27 protein-coding genes are annotated in these 15721 nt (G+C 44.9%); 24 read left to right on the top strand and 3 right to left on the bottom strand.

Annotation, left to right across the window (positions count from 1 at the left end; all coding sequences use genetic code 11):
- The first annotated feature begins 12 nt into the window (after positions 1-12).
- From NLX78_RS07975 to NLX78_RS07895, 17 genes are all read left to right on the top strand, one after another.
- Positions 13-255, top strand: a complete 243-nt coding sequence (locus tag NLX78_RS07975; RefSeq protein WP_254350099.1) for a helix-turn-helix domain-containing protein — start codon at positions 13-15, stop codon at positions 253-255.
- Positions 252-494 carry a hypothetical protein gene (locus tag NLX78_RS07970; protein ID WP_254350098.1) on the top strand — a complete coding sequence of 81 codons (243 nt, stop codon included), beginning with the start codon at positions 252-254 and terminating at the stop codon, positions 492-494. Before NLX78_RS07975 ends, NLX78_RS07970 begins: the two co-directional genes overlap by 4 nt.
- A 7-nt stretch (positions 495-501) precedes the next feature.
- Positions 502-753, top strand: a complete 252-nt coding sequence (locus tag NLX78_RS07965; RefSeq protein ID WP_254350097.1) for a hypothetical protein — start codon at positions 502-504, stop codon at positions 751-753.
- 12 nt (positions 754-765) lie between these two features.
- Positions 766-954 (top strand): hypothetical protein, encoded by a 189-nt coding sequence (locus NLX78_RS07960; protein WP_254350096.1) that lies wholly within the window; start codon positions 766-768, stop codon positions 952-954.
- A 25-nt stretch (positions 955-979) separates the two neighbouring features.
- Entirely contained in the window at positions 980-1231 is a 252-nt protein-coding gene (locus NLX78_RS07955) for a hypothetical protein (protein ID WP_254350095.1), read from the top strand.
- A 2-nt stretch (positions 1232-1233) separates the two neighbouring features.
- Entirely contained in the window at positions 1234-1398 is a 165-nt protein-coding gene (locus NLX78_RS07950) for a hypothetical protein (protein ID WP_254350094.1), read from the top strand.
- 156 nt (positions 1399-1554) lie between these two features.
- Positions 1555-2502: a YqaJ viral recombinase family nuclease gene (locus tag NLX78_RS07945; protein WP_254350093.1), complete on the top strand. Its 948-nt coding sequence runs from the start codon at positions 1555-1557 to the stop codon at positions 2500-2502.
- A gap of 10 nt (positions 2503-2512) precedes the next feature.
- On the top strand, positions 2513-3391 hold the full coding sequence (gene recT, locus NLX78_RS07940) for a recombination protein RecT (protein ID WP_254350092.1): 879 nt from the start codon (positions 2513-2515) through the stop codon (positions 3389-3391).
- A complete protein-coding gene (locus NLX78_RS07935) occupies positions 3388-3591 on the top strand; it encodes a hypothetical protein (protein ID WP_254350091.1) in 204 nt (67 codons plus the stop codon). Before recT ends, NLX78_RS07935 begins: the two co-directional genes overlap by 4 nt.
- 71 nt (positions 3592-3662) lie before the next feature.
- The gene (locus NLX78_RS07930) at positions 3663-4697 is read left to right on the top strand and encodes a replication protein (protein WP_254350090.1); all 1035 of its coding nucleotides are present in this window, start codon (positions 3663-3665) and stop codon (positions 4695-4697) included.
- Positions 4663-5949: a replicative DNA helicase gene (locus tag NLX78_RS07925; RefSeq protein ID WP_254350089.1), complete on the top strand. Its 1287-nt coding sequence runs from the start codon at positions 4663-4665 to the stop codon at positions 5947-5949. The genes NLX78_RS07930 and NLX78_RS07925 overlap by 35 nt, the downstream gene beginning before the upstream one ends.
- Before the next feature lie 13 nt (positions 5950-5962).
- Positions 5963-6601, top strand: coding sequence for a hypothetical protein (locus tag NLX78_RS07920; protein ID WP_254350088.1), 639 nt, complete (start codon positions 5963-5965; stop codon positions 6599-6601).
- Positions 6602-6605: 4 nt separating this feature from the next.
- Entirely contained in the window at positions 6606-6773 is a 168-nt protein-coding gene (locus tag NLX78_RS07915; RefSeq protein ID WP_254350087.1) for a DUF6906 family protein, read from the top strand.
- Positions 6774-7008: 235 nt separating this feature from the next.
- A complete protein-coding gene (locus NLX78_RS07910) occupies positions 7009-7533 on the top strand; it encodes a crossover junction endodeoxyribonuclease RuvC (RefSeq protein WP_254350121.1) in 525 nt (174 codons plus the stop codon).
- Between the two features lie 2 nt (positions 7534-7535).
- Complete coding sequence (locus tag NLX78_RS07905) at positions 7536-8513, top strand: hypothetical protein (RefSeq protein ID WP_254350086.1); 978 nt, start codon at positions 7536-7538, stop codon at positions 8511-8513.
- Positions 8514-8627: 114 nt separating this feature from the next.
- Positions 8628-9080 (top strand): DUF5348 domain-containing protein, encoded by a 453-nt coding sequence (locus NLX78_RS07900; protein WP_254350085.1) that lies wholly within the window; start codon positions 8628-8630, stop codon positions 9078-9080.
- Between the two features lie 274 nt (positions 9081-9354).
- A complete protein-coding gene (locus NLX78_RS07895; protein ID WP_254350084.1) occupies positions 9355-9849 on the top strand; it encodes an ArpU family phage packaging/lysis transcriptional regulator in 495 nt (164 codons plus the stop codon).
- A gap of 20 nt (positions 9850-9869) precedes the next feature.
- Here NLX78_RS07895 and NLX78_RS07890 read toward each other — a convergent pair whose 3' ends face one another.
- A complete protein-coding gene (locus tag NLX78_RS07890; protein ID WP_254350083.1) occupies positions 9870-10445 on the bottom strand; it encodes a hypothetical protein in 576 nt (191 codons plus the stop codon).
- Positions 10446-10702: 257 nt separating this feature from the next.
- Between NLX78_RS07890 and NLX78_RS07885 the strand changes: the two genes are divergently transcribed.
- The 4 genes from NLX78_RS07885 to NLX78_RS07870 all read left to right on the top strand — a co-directional run bounded on the left by NLX78_RS07885 (position 10703) and on the right by NLX78_RS07870 (position 12938).
- Positions 10703-10987: a hypothetical protein gene (locus tag NLX78_RS07885; protein ID WP_254350082.1), complete on the top strand. Its 285-nt coding sequence runs from the start codon at positions 10703-10705 to the stop codon at positions 10985-10987.
- Positions 10988-11174: 187 nt separating this feature from the next.
- On the top strand, positions 11175-11840 hold the full coding sequence (locus tag NLX78_RS07880) for an RES family NAD+ phosphorylase (RefSeq protein WP_254350081.1): 666 nt from the start codon (positions 11175-11177) through the stop codon (positions 11838-11840).
- A 466-nt stretch (positions 11841-12306) separates the two neighbouring features.
- Positions 12307-12498, top strand: a complete 192-nt coding sequence (locus NLX78_RS07875) for a DUF4177 domain-containing protein (protein ID WP_254350080.1) — start codon at positions 12307-12309, stop codon at positions 12496-12498.
- 284 nt (positions 12499-12782) lie between these two features.
- Positions 12783-12938, top strand: a complete 156-nt coding sequence (locus tag NLX78_RS07870; protein WP_254350079.1) for a BC1881 family protein — start codon at positions 12783-12785, stop codon at positions 12936-12938.
- Here NLX78_RS07870 and NLX78_RS07865 read toward each other — a convergent pair.
- Complete coding sequence (locus NLX78_RS07865) at positions 12935-13114, bottom strand: KTSC domain-containing protein (RefSeq protein ID WP_254350120.1); 180 nt, start codon at positions 13112-13114, stop codon at positions 12935-12937. The two genes, NLX78_RS07870 and NLX78_RS07865, sit on opposite strands and share 4 nt — an antisense overlap.
- A 124-nt stretch (positions 13115-13238) precedes the next feature.
- On the opposite strand from NLX78_RS07865, the gene NLX78_RS07860 reads away from it, so the two are divergent.
- From NLX78_RS07860 to NLX78_RS07850, 3 genes are all read left to right on the top strand, one after another.
- Positions 13239-13397 (top strand): hypothetical protein, encoded by a 159-nt coding sequence (locus NLX78_RS07860; RefSeq protein WP_254350078.1) that lies wholly within the window; start codon positions 13239-13241, stop codon positions 13395-13397.
- 47 nt (positions 13398-13444) lie between these two features.
- Positions 13445-14749, top strand: a complete 1305-nt coding sequence (locus tag NLX78_RS07855; RefSeq protein WP_254350077.1) for a site-specific DNA-methyltransferase — start codon at positions 13445-13447, stop codon at positions 14747-14749.
- A 137-nt stretch (positions 14750-14886) separates the two neighbouring features.
- Positions 14887-15105: a hypothetical protein gene (locus NLX78_RS07850; RefSeq protein ID WP_254350076.1), complete on the top strand. Its 219-nt coding sequence runs from the start codon at positions 14887-14889 to the stop codon at positions 15103-15105.
- Here the strand turns inward: NLX78_RS07850 and NLX78_RS07845 are convergent.
- Positions 15096-15677 (bottom strand): hypothetical protein, encoded by a 582-nt coding sequence (locus tag NLX78_RS07845; protein WP_254350075.1) that lies wholly within the window; start codon positions 15675-15677, stop codon positions 15096-15098. The genes NLX78_RS07850 and NLX78_RS07845 overlap by 10 nt on opposite strands.
- Between the last annotated feature and the right edge of the window lie 44 nt (positions 15678-15721).

The raw sequence follows: 15721 nt of genomic DNA, 5'->3' as shown, positions 1-15721 counted from the left end.
TTTGGCGCCATTATGCAAGCATGTCGTGTGCGGGCAGGGCTCAGTCAGGAAGAGATGGCTGAGCTCCTAAACCGAACACAGAGCTGTATCAGCAAAATTGAAAATGACCATAAAATACCCGACATGACTACGCTATTACGCTGGGTGGAAGTGACCGGAACAAGAGAGGTACTTGTGGCTTTTCTTTACGGAATGGATGGCCTACGGATGATACAAAACATTGTAACCATGATTGGAGGAACACGAACGATATGAGTACGATTCAAACACGAATCTATGAATTGAATCATTTTCGCAATTGGATTACAACCAATCCTGATCGTGTGGATGCTGATGTACGACCTGCTGCATTGGACTGGCTAAGTGGAGAAATTTCAAAGTTGGAGAAAAAGCAAAACGCCCGGCGGGTAGGCCGGACGCTTCGTGTAAGAGCCTGGTTAAAGTCTCTTGTGATAATAATTTTATCCTCTTTTTTTCCTGAACGCAAGGGGTGAAAAAGGAATGACACAACAAACCGTACTTGCCATTATTCAAAATTATGTCTCTACAACAAAGGCACTACGAGCTAATACAGCTATGTTTACAGCAATGTTAGCGGAGCGTTCAGTTCAGGATGAAGCTCTCCAGCAGCTGTGGCAGGAACGTGATGAGCTGTATGACCAATGGTATAACGCCGCAGTACGTTTACGGAAGATGCCTGAGGAATATGCTGCACTCGCAATATGTAAAATGGAACAACTGCAAGCTATGTAATTCACGGTTTGTATGGACAGGCCTGTCGGCCTTGTCTTCGACCACCGGACGGGAATTCAGATTTTTCCGCCGTGGGTTGAAGATGCGGCTGACGCATCTCAAAGTAGAGGCACGATGGTACGTGTAAACGCGATGGTGAGAATATCAGGCAGAATACGACGGAGCGTGCCTGACTGCTGGTTCGAATCCAGTCTGCTTTGAAAATACATAGGAAAGGAGGAGCGATGTGCAAATCATTCATAGGTTGACGGTGGTCAGCAATCCGACCCGAGTATTTGAAGTAGGTACGGAGTTAGATGGGCGTGAAGTTATTGAAATCAAGCAGGTGGGCACGGCATTTGAAAACAGCATTCATTCCGAATTCACGATTCATGATGAAAATGGCGACCTGATCGCGAGTATTGAAAATGCACCTGTCATTGTAGAGTACCGCCAAATTGTAGAGCACGATGAAGATGAAACTGTGGAAGGGGAATAGGTATGAATCCAACGCAAAAAAAGGTATTGGATTACTTTACGGAAATGACGGTGGATGAGTCCGTGGATATGGACAAATTTGTTGAGGCTTGCTCATTAAATTTAGGATTGTATACTTCTTTGAAATTTGAAAAGGGACCTCAAAGAGATTCTTCACCATGGGCTTGAAATTGGCAATGATCTCTCAGCTCTGCGAAATATTCAAGTTCTGATTATACGGAAATAGCCCGCGGGAACGGGCTATCTCGGTTCTTTGAAAACTTAAAATTTGCTTGCCCCTATCGTAGCAGATAGGGGCTGATCAAACAAGAGGGAGCGATTTGGATGGCTATGAATGTAGCAGCCGTTACCAAAGGCATCGAACGTGACGAATGGTTGAAACTGCGTAAGTGTGGTATCGGTGGTTCGGATGCGTCTGCGGTGGCCGGGTTAAATCGGTACAAATCACCTGTCGGTGTATTTCTGGAGAAAACCGATCAGATTGTACCGGACGAACCAAGCGAAGCAGCTTACTGGGGCAATCAGCTAGAAGATTTGGTCGCCCGTGAGTTTATGCATCAAACTGGATTGCGCGTGCAACGCAGCAATAAGATGTACCAACATCCAGACCATCCATTCATGCTTGGTAACGTAGACCGTCTCATTATGGATAAGGGAGGTCGCGGTCTTGGCATTCTGGAATGCAAGACGGCCAGTGCCTACAAGCTGGGCGAGTGGGCAGAAGATCAGGTCCCTGATGAGTATGCCATTCAGCTTCAGCATTACATGGCTGTGCTTGGTGTGGATTATGGGTACTTTGCTGTTTTGATCGGTGGCCAGAAATTCCAGTATAAGCTGGTCGAACGAAACGAGGGCATTATTGATTCTCTCCTGCAGATCGAGGAGGAGTTCTGGAATAAGCATGTTATTCCACGGATTCCGCCTATGGTGGACGGTAGCGCCGCTTCAACCGAACTGCTTAACCGTCTATATCCTGCGTCCCGCCCAGCTACGGAGATTACGTTGGAAAAAGAGCAGGCTTTGTTGGTGGACAAGCTCATTGCTGCCAAAGAAGACGCGAAAGCGGCTGAAGAACAGGTCAAGCGGCTGGAAAATGAATTGAAAGCCGTGATGGGTGACCACGAAATGGCGGTTTATGACGGAGAGCCTGTGCTGACATGGAAATCCAGCAGTACGACACGCTTGGACACCAAACGCTTAAAGCAGGAGCAACCGCACATTTATGAAAAATTCGCAAACACCACGTCATCCCGACGGTTCTTGGTGAAGTAAGGAGGCTATTATGGCAGGACAACGCGCTACCGGAACACAACTTGAGAAAAAGCTCCAAAATAAGGCGGCTGGGGCAAAAAACGATGCGCCTACACCTTCTCAGACTATCGCCGCTTATATGGACAAAATGAAGTATCAGATTGCGGAGGCTATGCCAAAGCACATGAGCATTGATCGGCTCAGCCGTATTGCCCTAACGACGATTCGTACGAATCCCAAACTGTTGGAATGCTCGATGCCTTCTCTGATGGGAGCAGTCATGCAAGCCGCGCAGCTTGGTCTAGAGCCGGGCCTGATCGGTCATTGCTACATCATCCCATACGGCACAGAAGCCACATTCATCATCGGCTACAAAGGCATGATTGATCTGGCCCGGCGGTCTGGAAACATCAAATCTATTGCTGCCCATGAAGTTTATCAGAACGATTTTATAGAGCTGACATACGGACTCGAGGAAAACTTGCAGCACGTTCCTTGGTTTTTGCGCAAGGATGAGCAGCCCACAGAGTCGGGAAAAATCATCGGGGCGTATATGGTGGCCAAGTTTAATGACGGCGGCCATTTCATCCATTACATGCCGATCGGCGAGATTGAAGCGCACAAGAAGCGTTCCAAGGCATCCAGTAAAGGCCCTTGGGTGACTGACTATACCGAAATGTGCAAGAAGACGGTTGTACGTTCGGGTTGGAAGTGGCTACCCATCAGTGTTGAAATCGCTTCTGCGGTTACTCAAGACGAGACGGTGCGCAGGGATATCACACCAAACGATGAGCCTTTCGTTTTTGAAATGCCAAAGGAACCGCAGGGTAATGATACGACTCGGCCAGGTGACGCTGATCCGAAGCAGTCTGCTGATGGATCGGGTCAGGACGAGTTAGATTTTGAATGAGCAATATAGATGCGATCACTGGTAAACCGCTGTTGCGCAGTATGATCGGTGAACACATTTGGAGAATCAAAGAATCCGACCCGGAAGCTTTTAAGCGCGAGGTACGAGAATACTTCGCGCGAGGTTATCCAGGTTGGACGACAATCCGAGCTAAGTACCCTTATATATTTCTGCGGGATGATAGGGAGCAGAGTGTGTAAATAATTCTGGGCGGCGTGAAGAAGCGAACGGTATTTATATAAAAATCGCAAGAGACTAGGTGGTGAAGCCGGTGGATTCCAGTGTCAATCCTCAGCCTACGGACGCACACATACGAATATCACACGAAATACATCGAGAGCTGATCCGGCGGAAGTTCACTCAGCGGCAGCGAAACATCATTGATTTTATTCTTACGCTGAGCTGGGGGTGTGGGAAGCCATCGGCAATCATTCCACAGTTAAAGGACTTTGAATTGTGCGGTGTTCGTCAAAATTATATACGAGAAGCATTGGACACGCTGGTCGAATGCAAGGTGATATTCAGAGAACCTTCGCTGAATGCCTATCAATTCAACAAGCATTTTGACCAGTGGGAAATCGAAATAGTTTCGGCTTTTGACTCTCGAAAAATGAATGAAATGGTTCGTTTAAATATTGAAAATACGTCACCGAATTTGTCGAAAAAACTTCCTGAAAAGGGAAGCGACTTCCCAAAAAGGGAAGTGTCTGATGGTTCCTTAATAGGGAAGTCAGTTCCTAAAAAGGGAAGTGACTTCCCGAAAGAGGAAGCGGAGACTTCCCGAAAAAGGAAGTTTAGACTTCCTGAAAAGGGAAGTGTGAAGCGTGATTTCTCCAGTCGTACCAAGGGATTTCGGCTCTCTAAAACAATCTTTAAAGCAATTATTAAAAAAGATACTACTACATCTTTAGAGACTGTACAGGAATTAGATACAGAGCAGAGTGGAGGAGGAGGGCGTCTTCTTGCGGATCATTCCTTTGGCTATATCTACCGTGCTTACGAAAACAATTTTGCAGATACAGGGAAGGTCACCCCGTTTGAAACCGAGGACTTGGGAGTCCTTTTCGACGATTACGGTGGAGAATGGCTGCTGAAAGCTATGCGAGAAGCTGTCCGGCAGAAGAAAAAGAGTTTGGCTTATGTGCGTGGCACGCTGGAAGGATACCGTAAACGTGGTGGACCGGAAACGGAACGCCGAATGGATCGGGCTTCACCGGCAGAAGCAGAAATTCAAGAAGACGACCCCATTACGATTTTGATGCGAAAGGCAGATGAACAGAGGCTTGCTGAATACGGAGTTACTTGAGGTCGAAATTTTAGGTTCTTTTTTTCTGGACCCTACGCTGGTAGGCGAAGTTGCGGTCACGCTTGAACCAAGCTTATTCACACACCCTTGGCACCGAAACCTATTGAAGATGATCCAAGAACTGCACCGGATGGGGCAGGAGCTGTCCATAACCAGATTGGTGACGGTGTTTGAAAAGCATATGGAGAAGGTGGGGGGAGTTTCTTACCTTTCCGAACTAACTCGCTCAGCCTTCTCAATTTCCACATTGGAGCAGAATATCAGGCAGCTCATTGAAACCGATGCTCGTCGTAAAGCGCTAGATTTGGTTGGTGAGTACCGTGAAAAATTCATGGATATGTCAGCGGGTGGATTTGAGGAATTGCTGGATCAATTTGAACAGCGCTCTTTGGATATCCGGCCGAAAGCTTTGCGGGAAGATACCACCGTGGACGATCTCATTCACTGGTATGAGGACTTGGTGCTTAAAACACAGGACCCTGCCCGAGCTCTTGGCATTATGACGGGCTGGTCAGCACTGGATAGGCTGACGCTGGGATTTCAACGGACGAACCTAATCGTCATTGGGGCTCGGACCAGTATGGGTAAATCTGCCGTTGCAAATGAAATCAAGATGCGGGCTACCCAGCGGGGACATAAGGTTGCGGACTTTAGCTTGGAAATGTCCAAGGCACAGATTTATAACCGGATGATCGCTAATCTGTGCAGCATTCCCCTGCAAGCGATACGTTCAGGGCATCTGAAACCGGAACAGATCGAGCGCATTTCTATGCAGATGGAGTTTTTACGAAAAATTCATATCGACGACAGTCGCGGCGTGACTGCGGAGTACATTTGTTCCGAAATGCGTCGATTGAAGCGACAAGAAGGGCTTGATTTGGTCATTGTGGATTACTTGCAGGAAGTGGTTGAACCAGCGGAGCGTAATGACAATAGCGGTTCTGGATTGCATCGGGTATGTCAGAAGCTTCGGAAAGCTGCAAAGGATTGCGATTGTGCATTGATCGGTTTATCACAGGTCAAGCAGGATGTGGAGACTCGGCAAAACAAAAGACCGTTTGTTTCGGACTTATCGGGAAGTGCGGCGATCAGCGCCGTAGCCGATGACATTCTCATGTTATACCGGGATGAATATTACAATCCAGACACGCCAGACCCGGGTATTTTGGAAATCAACTTGGCGAAGCAACGCAACGGCCCTATTGGGCTGGTGAAACTCAAGTTTGAGAAAGAGACACAACAAATTGCATAAGGGAGGAACGGACATGGATTACAACGATTTCTACGAACCAAGCGGATTTGAGCAACAGATGGATGACTTGAAGGAGTCGCTTCGTCAAAGTGTTAAAGCCGAAATACGGGATGAATTACAACGGCTGCGTGAAGAAAACGCCCAGCTTCAAGAGGTGAAGCAAAAAATGTGGCACATTGAAAGTGATCGGGCAGCAGAGAAAAGAGAACTAGAGTCAGTAAAGATTGCAGCAGTGAAGAACGCTAAAAAGGAACGTTTAAACGAGCTTATGACTGACTTTAAAGAGAATGTTTACAAGGCTGATTACGATGTGACAATGGGGCCAAAGTGCCATAGCTGCGACGAAAACAGAAGAATCCAATACACGACACCTTTGGGCAGAACGGCAGATGAAGCATGCAAATGTGCCGACCGGATCGTTAAATATTTCCCGAAAGAGTGTGTGCTTTACTCATTTGGACTCTACGATGATAAATTGGTGGCTAAATATTTTGAAGACCGGGAAGACGGACGGGAAATGCGTTTGAGTTCTTATGAGCAATACGTTGCAGGAACAGACTTTGCCGATTTGCGAGAATACTGGACTGTGTTCGAAAACAAAGAGGATTGCCAAGCTTACTGTGATTGGCTCACTGCTAAGAGGGGAGTGTAAGGACATGGGGAAACAGACACGGCCAGCGCGGCCGACCCGCCGCCAGAAAGAGGAAATGAGGGCTTGGAAGCTCAAGCCTAGCACATGGTTGGTGGTGCTAGATACGGATTTGGAAATGGTTCTTATCAGCAAGTCTGGGATCAAAAAACGTATTATCCGGCGAGGTGCGTAATGCAGCCGTCATGTTGGACCAGATGGTCGGTCTATGAATACATGAAGCGACGCTTTGTCTGCACTGGACAAGTTCCCGACGAGACGGAATTACTCGAGGAGCTGCCCAACATCGATGAGGGCGAGTTGACCGAGGGGATGGCTGAATTTCGTCTGATTCTCGGTGACTGGCCTATTGCCGGAAGTGTGGCGTCATGCAACTATGACGCCTGAAGGGGGAAGAGAATTTGAAGATTATGGGGATTGACCATGGTACAAATTTTGCTGGTTGGGCCACGATGGAGAACGGAGAGCCGATTGATTTTGGTTTGCGTGATTTTTCATCAATTTCGATGCCTGGGGTTCTGGATGCTATCTATCAGGATACATTCCGACTGATCGAGCAGGAAGAACCGGAATTGATTGTATTGGAGCGTCCAGTTCACTTTAAAAATGCTAACAGTGTATTAGCTCTTGTCGGGGCGTATACTTCCGTTTCCTTGGCTGCTCTGCATTTGGACAAGCCGATTGTGGGCATCCGTCCTTCGGAGTTGAAAATCCAGACTGGCAAAGGGAATGCGGATAAAGAGACAGTCGCCATGGAAATGCAGATGTTGTTCGACCTCGACTATGACGAAATTGCGGTTCCTGTCTTATACAAGAGGAATGATCCACGGGGCAAGTACAAAATCGGGGACGTGAAAGAACGGCTTTTTGATCCTTCAGACGCTATCGCACTTTGCTGGGCCTATCATCAAAATTTTATTAAGGGAGTGGCTTAAAAATGAGCTATATAAATTTCAAAGGTACGGTTAAAAAGATCAATCTCAAATCAGCGGAAGAAACGGAAATTACAATTAGTATCCCGGCTTCCGAGCTGGACGGCCAATATAATACGCTTCAAAGCATGTTGGAGATTAAGGTTATCGGAGGTTTGGATTCACAGATCGTTACGTACAAGGTGTTGAAGAATGCCAGAACGGGCAAGCCGATCACGAAATACACCGTTGATGATGGCGGCATGGTGTCCGTAGCGAAGCCAGAAGGGGAGCAGCTTTCTATGGACCTGGGGCTTCCTCCTGAGAAAGTGGAGGTTAAAGCTGATCCAGAGCAAATTGACCTTGATATTATTCAGGATTTTATACTCAGCGGTTTGGCGCCGCGCTTTGACGACATGCAGTATGACTTTTTGGAAATTACAGAGCGTTTAGCCGATGGGGAAACTTACCTGAAAATAGCCGCTGATGTTGGTATGGGTGTGGGTGTGTTTGTGGTTATGGTAGATGAATACCGGAAGCGGGTCGCACCAATGGCGGCCAAGTGGGATGAATGGCGGCAAGGCCAGGTCAATACGGTACCGCCGAAAGATGGGGAGCCAGTAAACAGCAAGGAAGAAGAACAACAAAATGACGATCAACCGGAAGAGCAAGAAGGTGCTAATAATGATTCGTCCGAGCAGACTGAAGTAAATGAATCTGAGGATGACAAAAAGCCAGAGGATGACTCCAATCCTGCTACTGACACAGATTCCGAGACGGCAGTCGATAAGGAGGAACTGGAGGAATACATTCTGAAAGTCCGTCCTACCTTTGACGATATCCCTGTTGATTTCCCTACTTTGCTTCAACAGCGTCGTGAAGAAGGCAAGACGTGGATGCAGATTGCTAAAAGCATCGGCTTGACCAGTGGGCAGATCACTACCAAATGGACGGCTTATAAGAAGATGGTTGCCAAGCAAATGAAAAACGGAGGAGCAGCTTAACAGACCCCTCCCCAATCTAATGGGTGGCCACTGGTTCCGCTGGTCCGCGGTGGTCACTTACACTTATCAAACAGAACGTACGATCTTATTTCAAATTCGAAAGGATGATTATCCATGTCAAAATCGTTTAAAGATCAAATTAGTAACAAGCTCGTTCGTATGATTCCTCAGTTGAATGAAGTCATCGGGAATATTGATTCAGCGGAAGAAAGCTGGACCAGTCATTATAGTCAAAACAATCCACAGGATATGTATTTGCGAGACATGTTCCAGCGGATTAATGAGAAGCTTGGAATGGCGATCTGGCTCATGTTTCAAGCGTTTGGTGAGGTTGCAGAGGAAGGGATTTTGCGCAAGCGTCCTGATGGTCGCTATGGATTTGGCAGTACATACTTCACGACGGGAAGTAAAGTGGAGTATCTAGATCATGGTGACCAAGAAGTACCTGCCAGATGGGTATATTCTCATGTACAGCACAACGGGAAGGAATACTACATTTCAGACAATGCCAGTCTTTCGTTGGATGGCTTGCTTGTGAGAGTGAAACGATTTGCCGCATGGGGTTAAGGGATCAGATTGTTGGCTGCGAATGTCTAATAGAACAGAAGGGATTAGGTATTAAAATGACTAAAGATTATCGTCAATTATTGTTGGAATATGGTTACCCGGAGGATTTAGTCGACGGATGGACTTTAGAAGACTGCCAAGCCGAGTGGCAGGAGTTTTGTGGGACATGCATCTCGGAGTAATAGAAACAACCCTCGCATTCCTTGGCCGGGCTCGCGGGGGTCAGTAGTTTCAAACCTTCACCAAATTATAACACGGTGAGGGGAATGCGATAATGGGGAAGAGAAGAAAAAACAGCTTGCAATTAACGTTCAATATTCTGCCGATCGACGAGAAAGCCACCCGCCTTGCGGTGGAGGAATATTTGGAGACGATTCGGCAGTATCGACAGATTGGTTTTGTAAGGCGCGAGGCGGCGATTACGCAGGCGTATTCATATAGAGAGCATCAATCCACTAATGCGATCAGCAAACAGACTGAGAACATTGCTGTTTACAACGTGGACAAGGAAGCAGAACTTCAGGCAAAGGATGAGCTGCTGGAACTGGCAATGAGTAGATTGTCTATTGTGCAGCGTGAGGTTATTCAGCGGAGTTACCTGGATGATGAAGGTGAGTTTGATTTTATAATTTGTGGTCAGATGGGAATGAGTGATAGGACGTTTCGGCGTTTAAAGACCGAAGCATTATACATTTTAGCTGCTGCAATTAGATTAGAAGTTCTTGTGAATAACGAGGTTGAAAAAATGAAAACTGTAGGGAGCGGTTAAAGGCGCTCCCTACAGTTTTTTTAAATCAATACATCGAATATTTCTACAATGTTACTAGCATTAATGTCGGTACATTCTATTTTGATTGCTGTGTATCTGTAAATATTACCAGAAGGTATTAAAATAGGTTCTATATATATCGGGCTATTTATGTCTTTATAGAGAGGGATATCTCGAGATTCAGTATTGCTTATTGGTTCGAAGTCGTTGTATCCCTCCCTGATTCCATATATCGTATAATTGAAAGTCGTATCAAAATGATTTGAAGCTGTTCTAAACGTAACCTTTTCAATATTAATCGGATAAGCTTGTCCATTATCTTCAAAAAATAAAGAAAGATTAGCGTGCGTTTTTTTAGATGCCCAAAAGGAGTCTTTATTTGAATCTACTGCGTTACTGGGGAGATAATCATCGCTCCAAATGCTGTCGGCGTAGGCTTTAGTAACAGGTAAATTAAATAATCTTTGAGATACATGAATATAAGGTGCGAAAGTAGGAAAATTTAGGTTTGGGCTTGTTATTACTTTATTCGGGTTATCTTTACCTTCACTCTTGAGTTGATTTAACGATTGTTGGTTAGTAAATTCTCGATTCATAAAAATTACCTCCTTATTTTTTTTTACAAACTTATTGTTTGAATTAGTTTTTAAAAAAATACATTTATTTTTTTGGCCTATTATTGTCCTTAAAATGGCCTCGAAGTGGCCCGCCACTGGACTTTTCATGTGGTAAATTTGTATCATGGTAAATCAAATAAGGAACACACCTTAGCTTTCGAGCCTCGGTGATCAGGTCGGCCAATGTGCCGGCCTTTTTTGATTTCTCTATAAAACCATATTAGGAGGACATGAATATGTCTACAGAAGCAAGCGCAGTAAGAAACGGTGGGTACGCATATTTGGATCGGTTTAGAATCTTGCACATTGAAAGTACACAGGAAGCAGCAGAGTCTAAGAGCGAGTACGGTACCGCCATTAAATTTGAAGGCCAACACGCATACGGTCATCCGGTTATCCCAGCAAGTGGCGACGAGTACGAGCAGCTCGCAGTAACCGTGCATGCTGATGGCAGCCTGACGGAAAAGGACGGATACACCATCCCAGCTCACGTTAAGGCAGCAGCTCTGGCGCTCAAGTAATTAAGTATCACCCAAGTCATTCCCCGGACATCATCTGGGGATTTACGACACGCGCAGGCAGCAAGGCGCCAGTTAACCAGCGGAAACATTAACAGCCTGGTCAGAACCCTTGCGCGGTTCAATTCCGCAGCGTGTCTATTAACTTCCTAACTTAGAAGTTCGATAAATAAGGGGAGGGGGCTATGTAATGTATGTAACAGATGATGAAAACACACGTAAAGTTTATAATGAATTCAAAAGGAAATTTCTCTTATCACGGTATTTTATACATGAAAAAAAGGATGATTTTATAGATTTTTTTTTACCAGCACTAAAAAATCAAATCGAACTGATTGACCAAGACAAAGTTTTATTTAGAGCTCGAATAAATAAAACCGGAGAATATTTTAAGGATCAAGATTTGCAAGCACCTCCACAAGGAAAAGCGGGTGGAGGCAGAATGAATCCCAAAGGGATTTCTTACCTGTATGCTTCTGAAACAGAAACTACTGTAATAACTGAAGTGCGTCCGTGGATAGGAGCCACAGTAACTATTGCAGAATGCCAAACAAAAGCTCCATTAAAAATTATAAACATGGTTCCAGATTCAGCTATTGGTGATACAAATAGCTATAAGAGAGTTATTGGCCAAGAGTTTTCTAGGCCAGTAAGACCCGATAGCAGTGAAATTGACTATATGCCTACACAGTTTATTGCAGAATATTTCAGAGACCAAGGAGTAGACGGAGTGAAATATTCCAGTGCAACCCACGCAGGCGGAATTAATTACCTTTTTTTTAATCCAAATGAATTTAATATAAAGATTAAGTGCAGCGTTGAAATTAAGGGGATTAATTATGAATATCAATTATAATCAAGAAAAGAGATAGTTTCTTTATGAAATCGCCGCATAATCAATTTGACGGCGATTTTTTGCGTTTATATAATGCACTTATTCCTTCCTCTCTAGTAACTAAGTACAAATGCTTTTATGCAACAGCGCAGCATTTTGTATCCCGCTTGCGGGAATAGATCCTATCGTTGTTTCTTTTTTCGGGTTTAAATAAGCGCCTCAGTTCATTTGGTGCTGTAAATACATAGGCAGATACAAGTCACTCATTTGGGTGGCTTTTTTTATTGCCTTGAAAGGATTTTTGGTTTGAAGAAGAAGCAGAAGAAAGGAATTTTGCTCCCGTTGAAAGGACCAAAACAGCCGAAGAAATGCAAAGGTTGTGTATGGGGTAGGTGGGATGGAGTTAAACAGTTTTGTTTACGCCCGTGTGTCAAAGAGGAAAAACCTTCCTGATGTCGAATTATGATGTCGAAAGGATGTGGAAATAATGGGACAATTCCCTCAGCAGCAGTATAAGACTATTCGGGTAAACTCACTTCTTGATCCGGGACCCATTGCAGATTTGGAAAAGGAATTAAACCGTCAGTATCTTGAAGGGTGGAAACTTCACAGTATCACGCCTCAAACAGACGAGAATGGCACTTATTGCAATGTGGCAATTTTCGAGAGGGTAAACTAGCAAAGGAGCATCCTTCGGGGTGCTTTTTCTTTTGTCCTCATATGACAATATGTGAGCTATTCTAAGCGTTCTTTCTGTTACATGGACGGAATGCCGGAAGGAGTGCAGATGAGAGCAGAGAGAGGGCATACACACAGTCTGACAGCCTATTAGTTGCTCACCCGAATAGTGAAAACCAACTCAACTCAAATGGAGAGATTCTGCTATTCTCTGTCCAAAGAAATCTGGATGGAGTTTTAGATTAGTTAATAACGGGAACACAAAAACCAAGGAGGGATTTACCAATGAACCAAAGTACGAAAAATTTAAGCGAAGAACTTTCCAAGCGTGAAGGTGTTGAAGTGATTACAGTGGAACCTCATAAGGAATTCAAAATCACAGTAGGCCAGCAAGAGGAAACTTTCACCGGCCCAGCTGTGATTTTAATCAATCAAGATTAAAGTTTTTGATACGGATAACTGCCTTTGATGTGAGCATTCAGATATGTTCCGTGAGACGACGCTGACATCAAACCATTGTATTCACTCTGAGGGACCCCGGAATAGGAGTATGTGGCCCCTGAATTGAATCGAACATAGAGGGTTGATGAGTCCACGTCATAAGCAACTGAGTCCATGTTTGATGAGTTCACTGATTGCCAGTTCATAGAAAAACACCTCCTTTCGTCCTAGTTCTTTCGACACTAAAAGAGGGTATTCCTTCCTATGAGTCGAAGTATTGTGTCGAAGGGAGGTGTTTTCATGAACGAAGAGCAAGCTGCGCAAATGATTGATTTGCTGCATGAAATTAAGAGTAAGTTGGAAAATATTCAGCAAAATACGGAATATATCTTTAACGTGAAAAAAGACATTGAAAACATTAGATATACAGTAGAAAAGATTAAAGAAAACATTAAGTAGCAGAGAGGCACCTTCGGGTGCTTTTTCTTTTGTAAAGGAGCATGCCTATGGAAATCAGAGTCTTACCAATCGAACAAATCAACGCAGCAGCATATAATCCTCGCATCGATCTGCAACCGGGCGATGTTGAATATGAAAAGTTAAAGCAGTCCATTGAGACATTCGGCTACATCGATCCGATCATCTGGAATGAGCGCACTGGGAACATGGTCGGTGGCCATCAACGCTATAAGATCATGATTAACGAGCTGGGTCATACAGAACTGACCGTAAGTGTTGTTGACCTGGACGATCAGCAGGAAAAGCTTCTCAATCTGGCACTTAACAAGGTTAGCGGGAACTGGGATGATGAAGCCCTGTACCGTCTGCTCGATGAGCTTCAGGAAAGCGGAGCTGATCTAGCCCTGTCCGGCTTCGATTTGGAAGAGTTCGAGGATCTGGCGGCAGAGTTTGCTGTTCCACAGGAGGAAGCTTTGAACCTTCCGGTAACCGATGATGACTTTGACGTCCAGCGTGCTCTGGATGAAATCAAGGAGCCGGAGACCAGGCGCGGGGATGTATGGCAGCTTGGCCGGCACCGCTTGGTGTGTGGAGATGCGACCAATCCTGATGATGTTGCACTTTTAATGGACGGAGCCAAAGCAGCGCTGGTCGTTACTGATCCACCTTATAATGTAGCGGTAGAGAGCACTTCTGTACGTTTGGCTGCTGATGGTCGAGGCTCCATAATGAACGACAATATGCCCGCTGAAGACTTCGCGGGCTTTTTGCATGCCGTTTTTTCCAACTATGCAGTGGTGATGCAGCCAACTGCAGCTATATATGTATTTCATCCTTCGACCTATCAGCGGGAGTTCGAGGATGCAATGAACGCAGCCGGCATCGTCGTCCGGACACAATGCGTCTGGGTTAAGAATGCAGCCACCTTCGGTTGGGCACAGTACCGCTTTAAACATGAGCCGGTCTTTTATGCCCACCTGAAGGGCAAAGCTCCTGCATGGTACAGTGATCGGACACAGACAACGGTATGGAAGGCTGGCCTATCTGTTGAGGACCCGCTGCCTGAGACAGTATGGGAGGTTTCGAGGGGTGATGTGAACAAGTACGTCCACCCTACTCAAAAGCCTCTTGATCTGCTGGCCATTCCAATTAAGAATAGCAGCAAGCGCGGTGACGTGATCGTTGATTTCTTTGGTGGCAGCGGCTCCACAATCATGACCTGTGAGCAGATGGACCGGACATGCCGGACTTTGGAATTGGACCCGATTTTCTGCGATGTAATTAAGAAACGTTTCCTGGAGAGCATTGGTATTGAGCCAGTCCTGTTGCATCGAGCTGAACCCGAAGCATAGGAAAAAGGAGGACGCAGCAACGTCCCCCTATCCTCACCAGGGTATCCCCCGGCTGAGACAGCGGCCCGCCACGCGTGGCATTTTGCGAACATCCGCTGTCTCGCATTCCATAATAACGGAAGCCGAGGGATACGACAATGGGAACAGACAACGAACATCAAGATGCATTACTACAACGTGAGATAGAGATCGTCGAGGGAATCCTCGAATCCAAGGCGCAGTATAGGAAGATTATAAAGGCCGCTATTGCCCGCTGGGTCAAAGATTTTCAGGATGGGCAGGTTCAGATTAAAACGGTAGACGACCTGCGTAAGTTGGTTGAACTGGATATTGAATTACAGAAAGATTATTTCTGATTCTCCTTTTCAATTTCTTCAATAACAGTTATATGTGTTTGAACTAATGTTTTCTTTAAACTTGCAAAAAAGAAATGTGCACTTGCCACAACTAATAAAAATACGGCAGACATAAATATTAACAAGAATATATCTAATCCTTTAATAAAATTATCTAGGACGTCAGAAACTCTAACTGCCCACTTCGTATAATCATTTTTTAACATAGCATCATTGTTTAAGTAATTTAAAAATGCAGTTGAAAAAGTAAACATAATTGTTATAGATGCAACTGCAACCGATAAAAATAATTTCACAAACAAGTCTAATAATTGGCTTATGAAATCATTACTAAGATCAATTGATTTAATATGGAGTTTAGAGAGTGTTAGCATGGATCTAGGGAGGCGTTGATAAGATCTGTACAACTTATCAACGCCTTTGTAACACCAGAACAGATCGGGGTCTTTGATAAGAACTCGACGAAATGGTTTGTGTATATTTTTTTTGAACTGGCGATATCCTATGAAATCTAATAGAACAATTACAATTGCTAGTAAGATTAAAGACCACATTATTTTATGATAGTCCATTAAGACACCTCGTTCTTAAATTTAACTATTATATCGGTTTATTA

Source organism: Paenibacillus sp. Lou8.1, from assembly GCF_024213565.1.
GTDB lineage: Bacteria > Bacillota > Bacilli > Paenibacillales > Paenibacillaceae > Paenibacillus > Paenibacillus polymyxa_B.
This window is presented reverse-complemented; position numbering and strand designations above follow the sequence as displayed.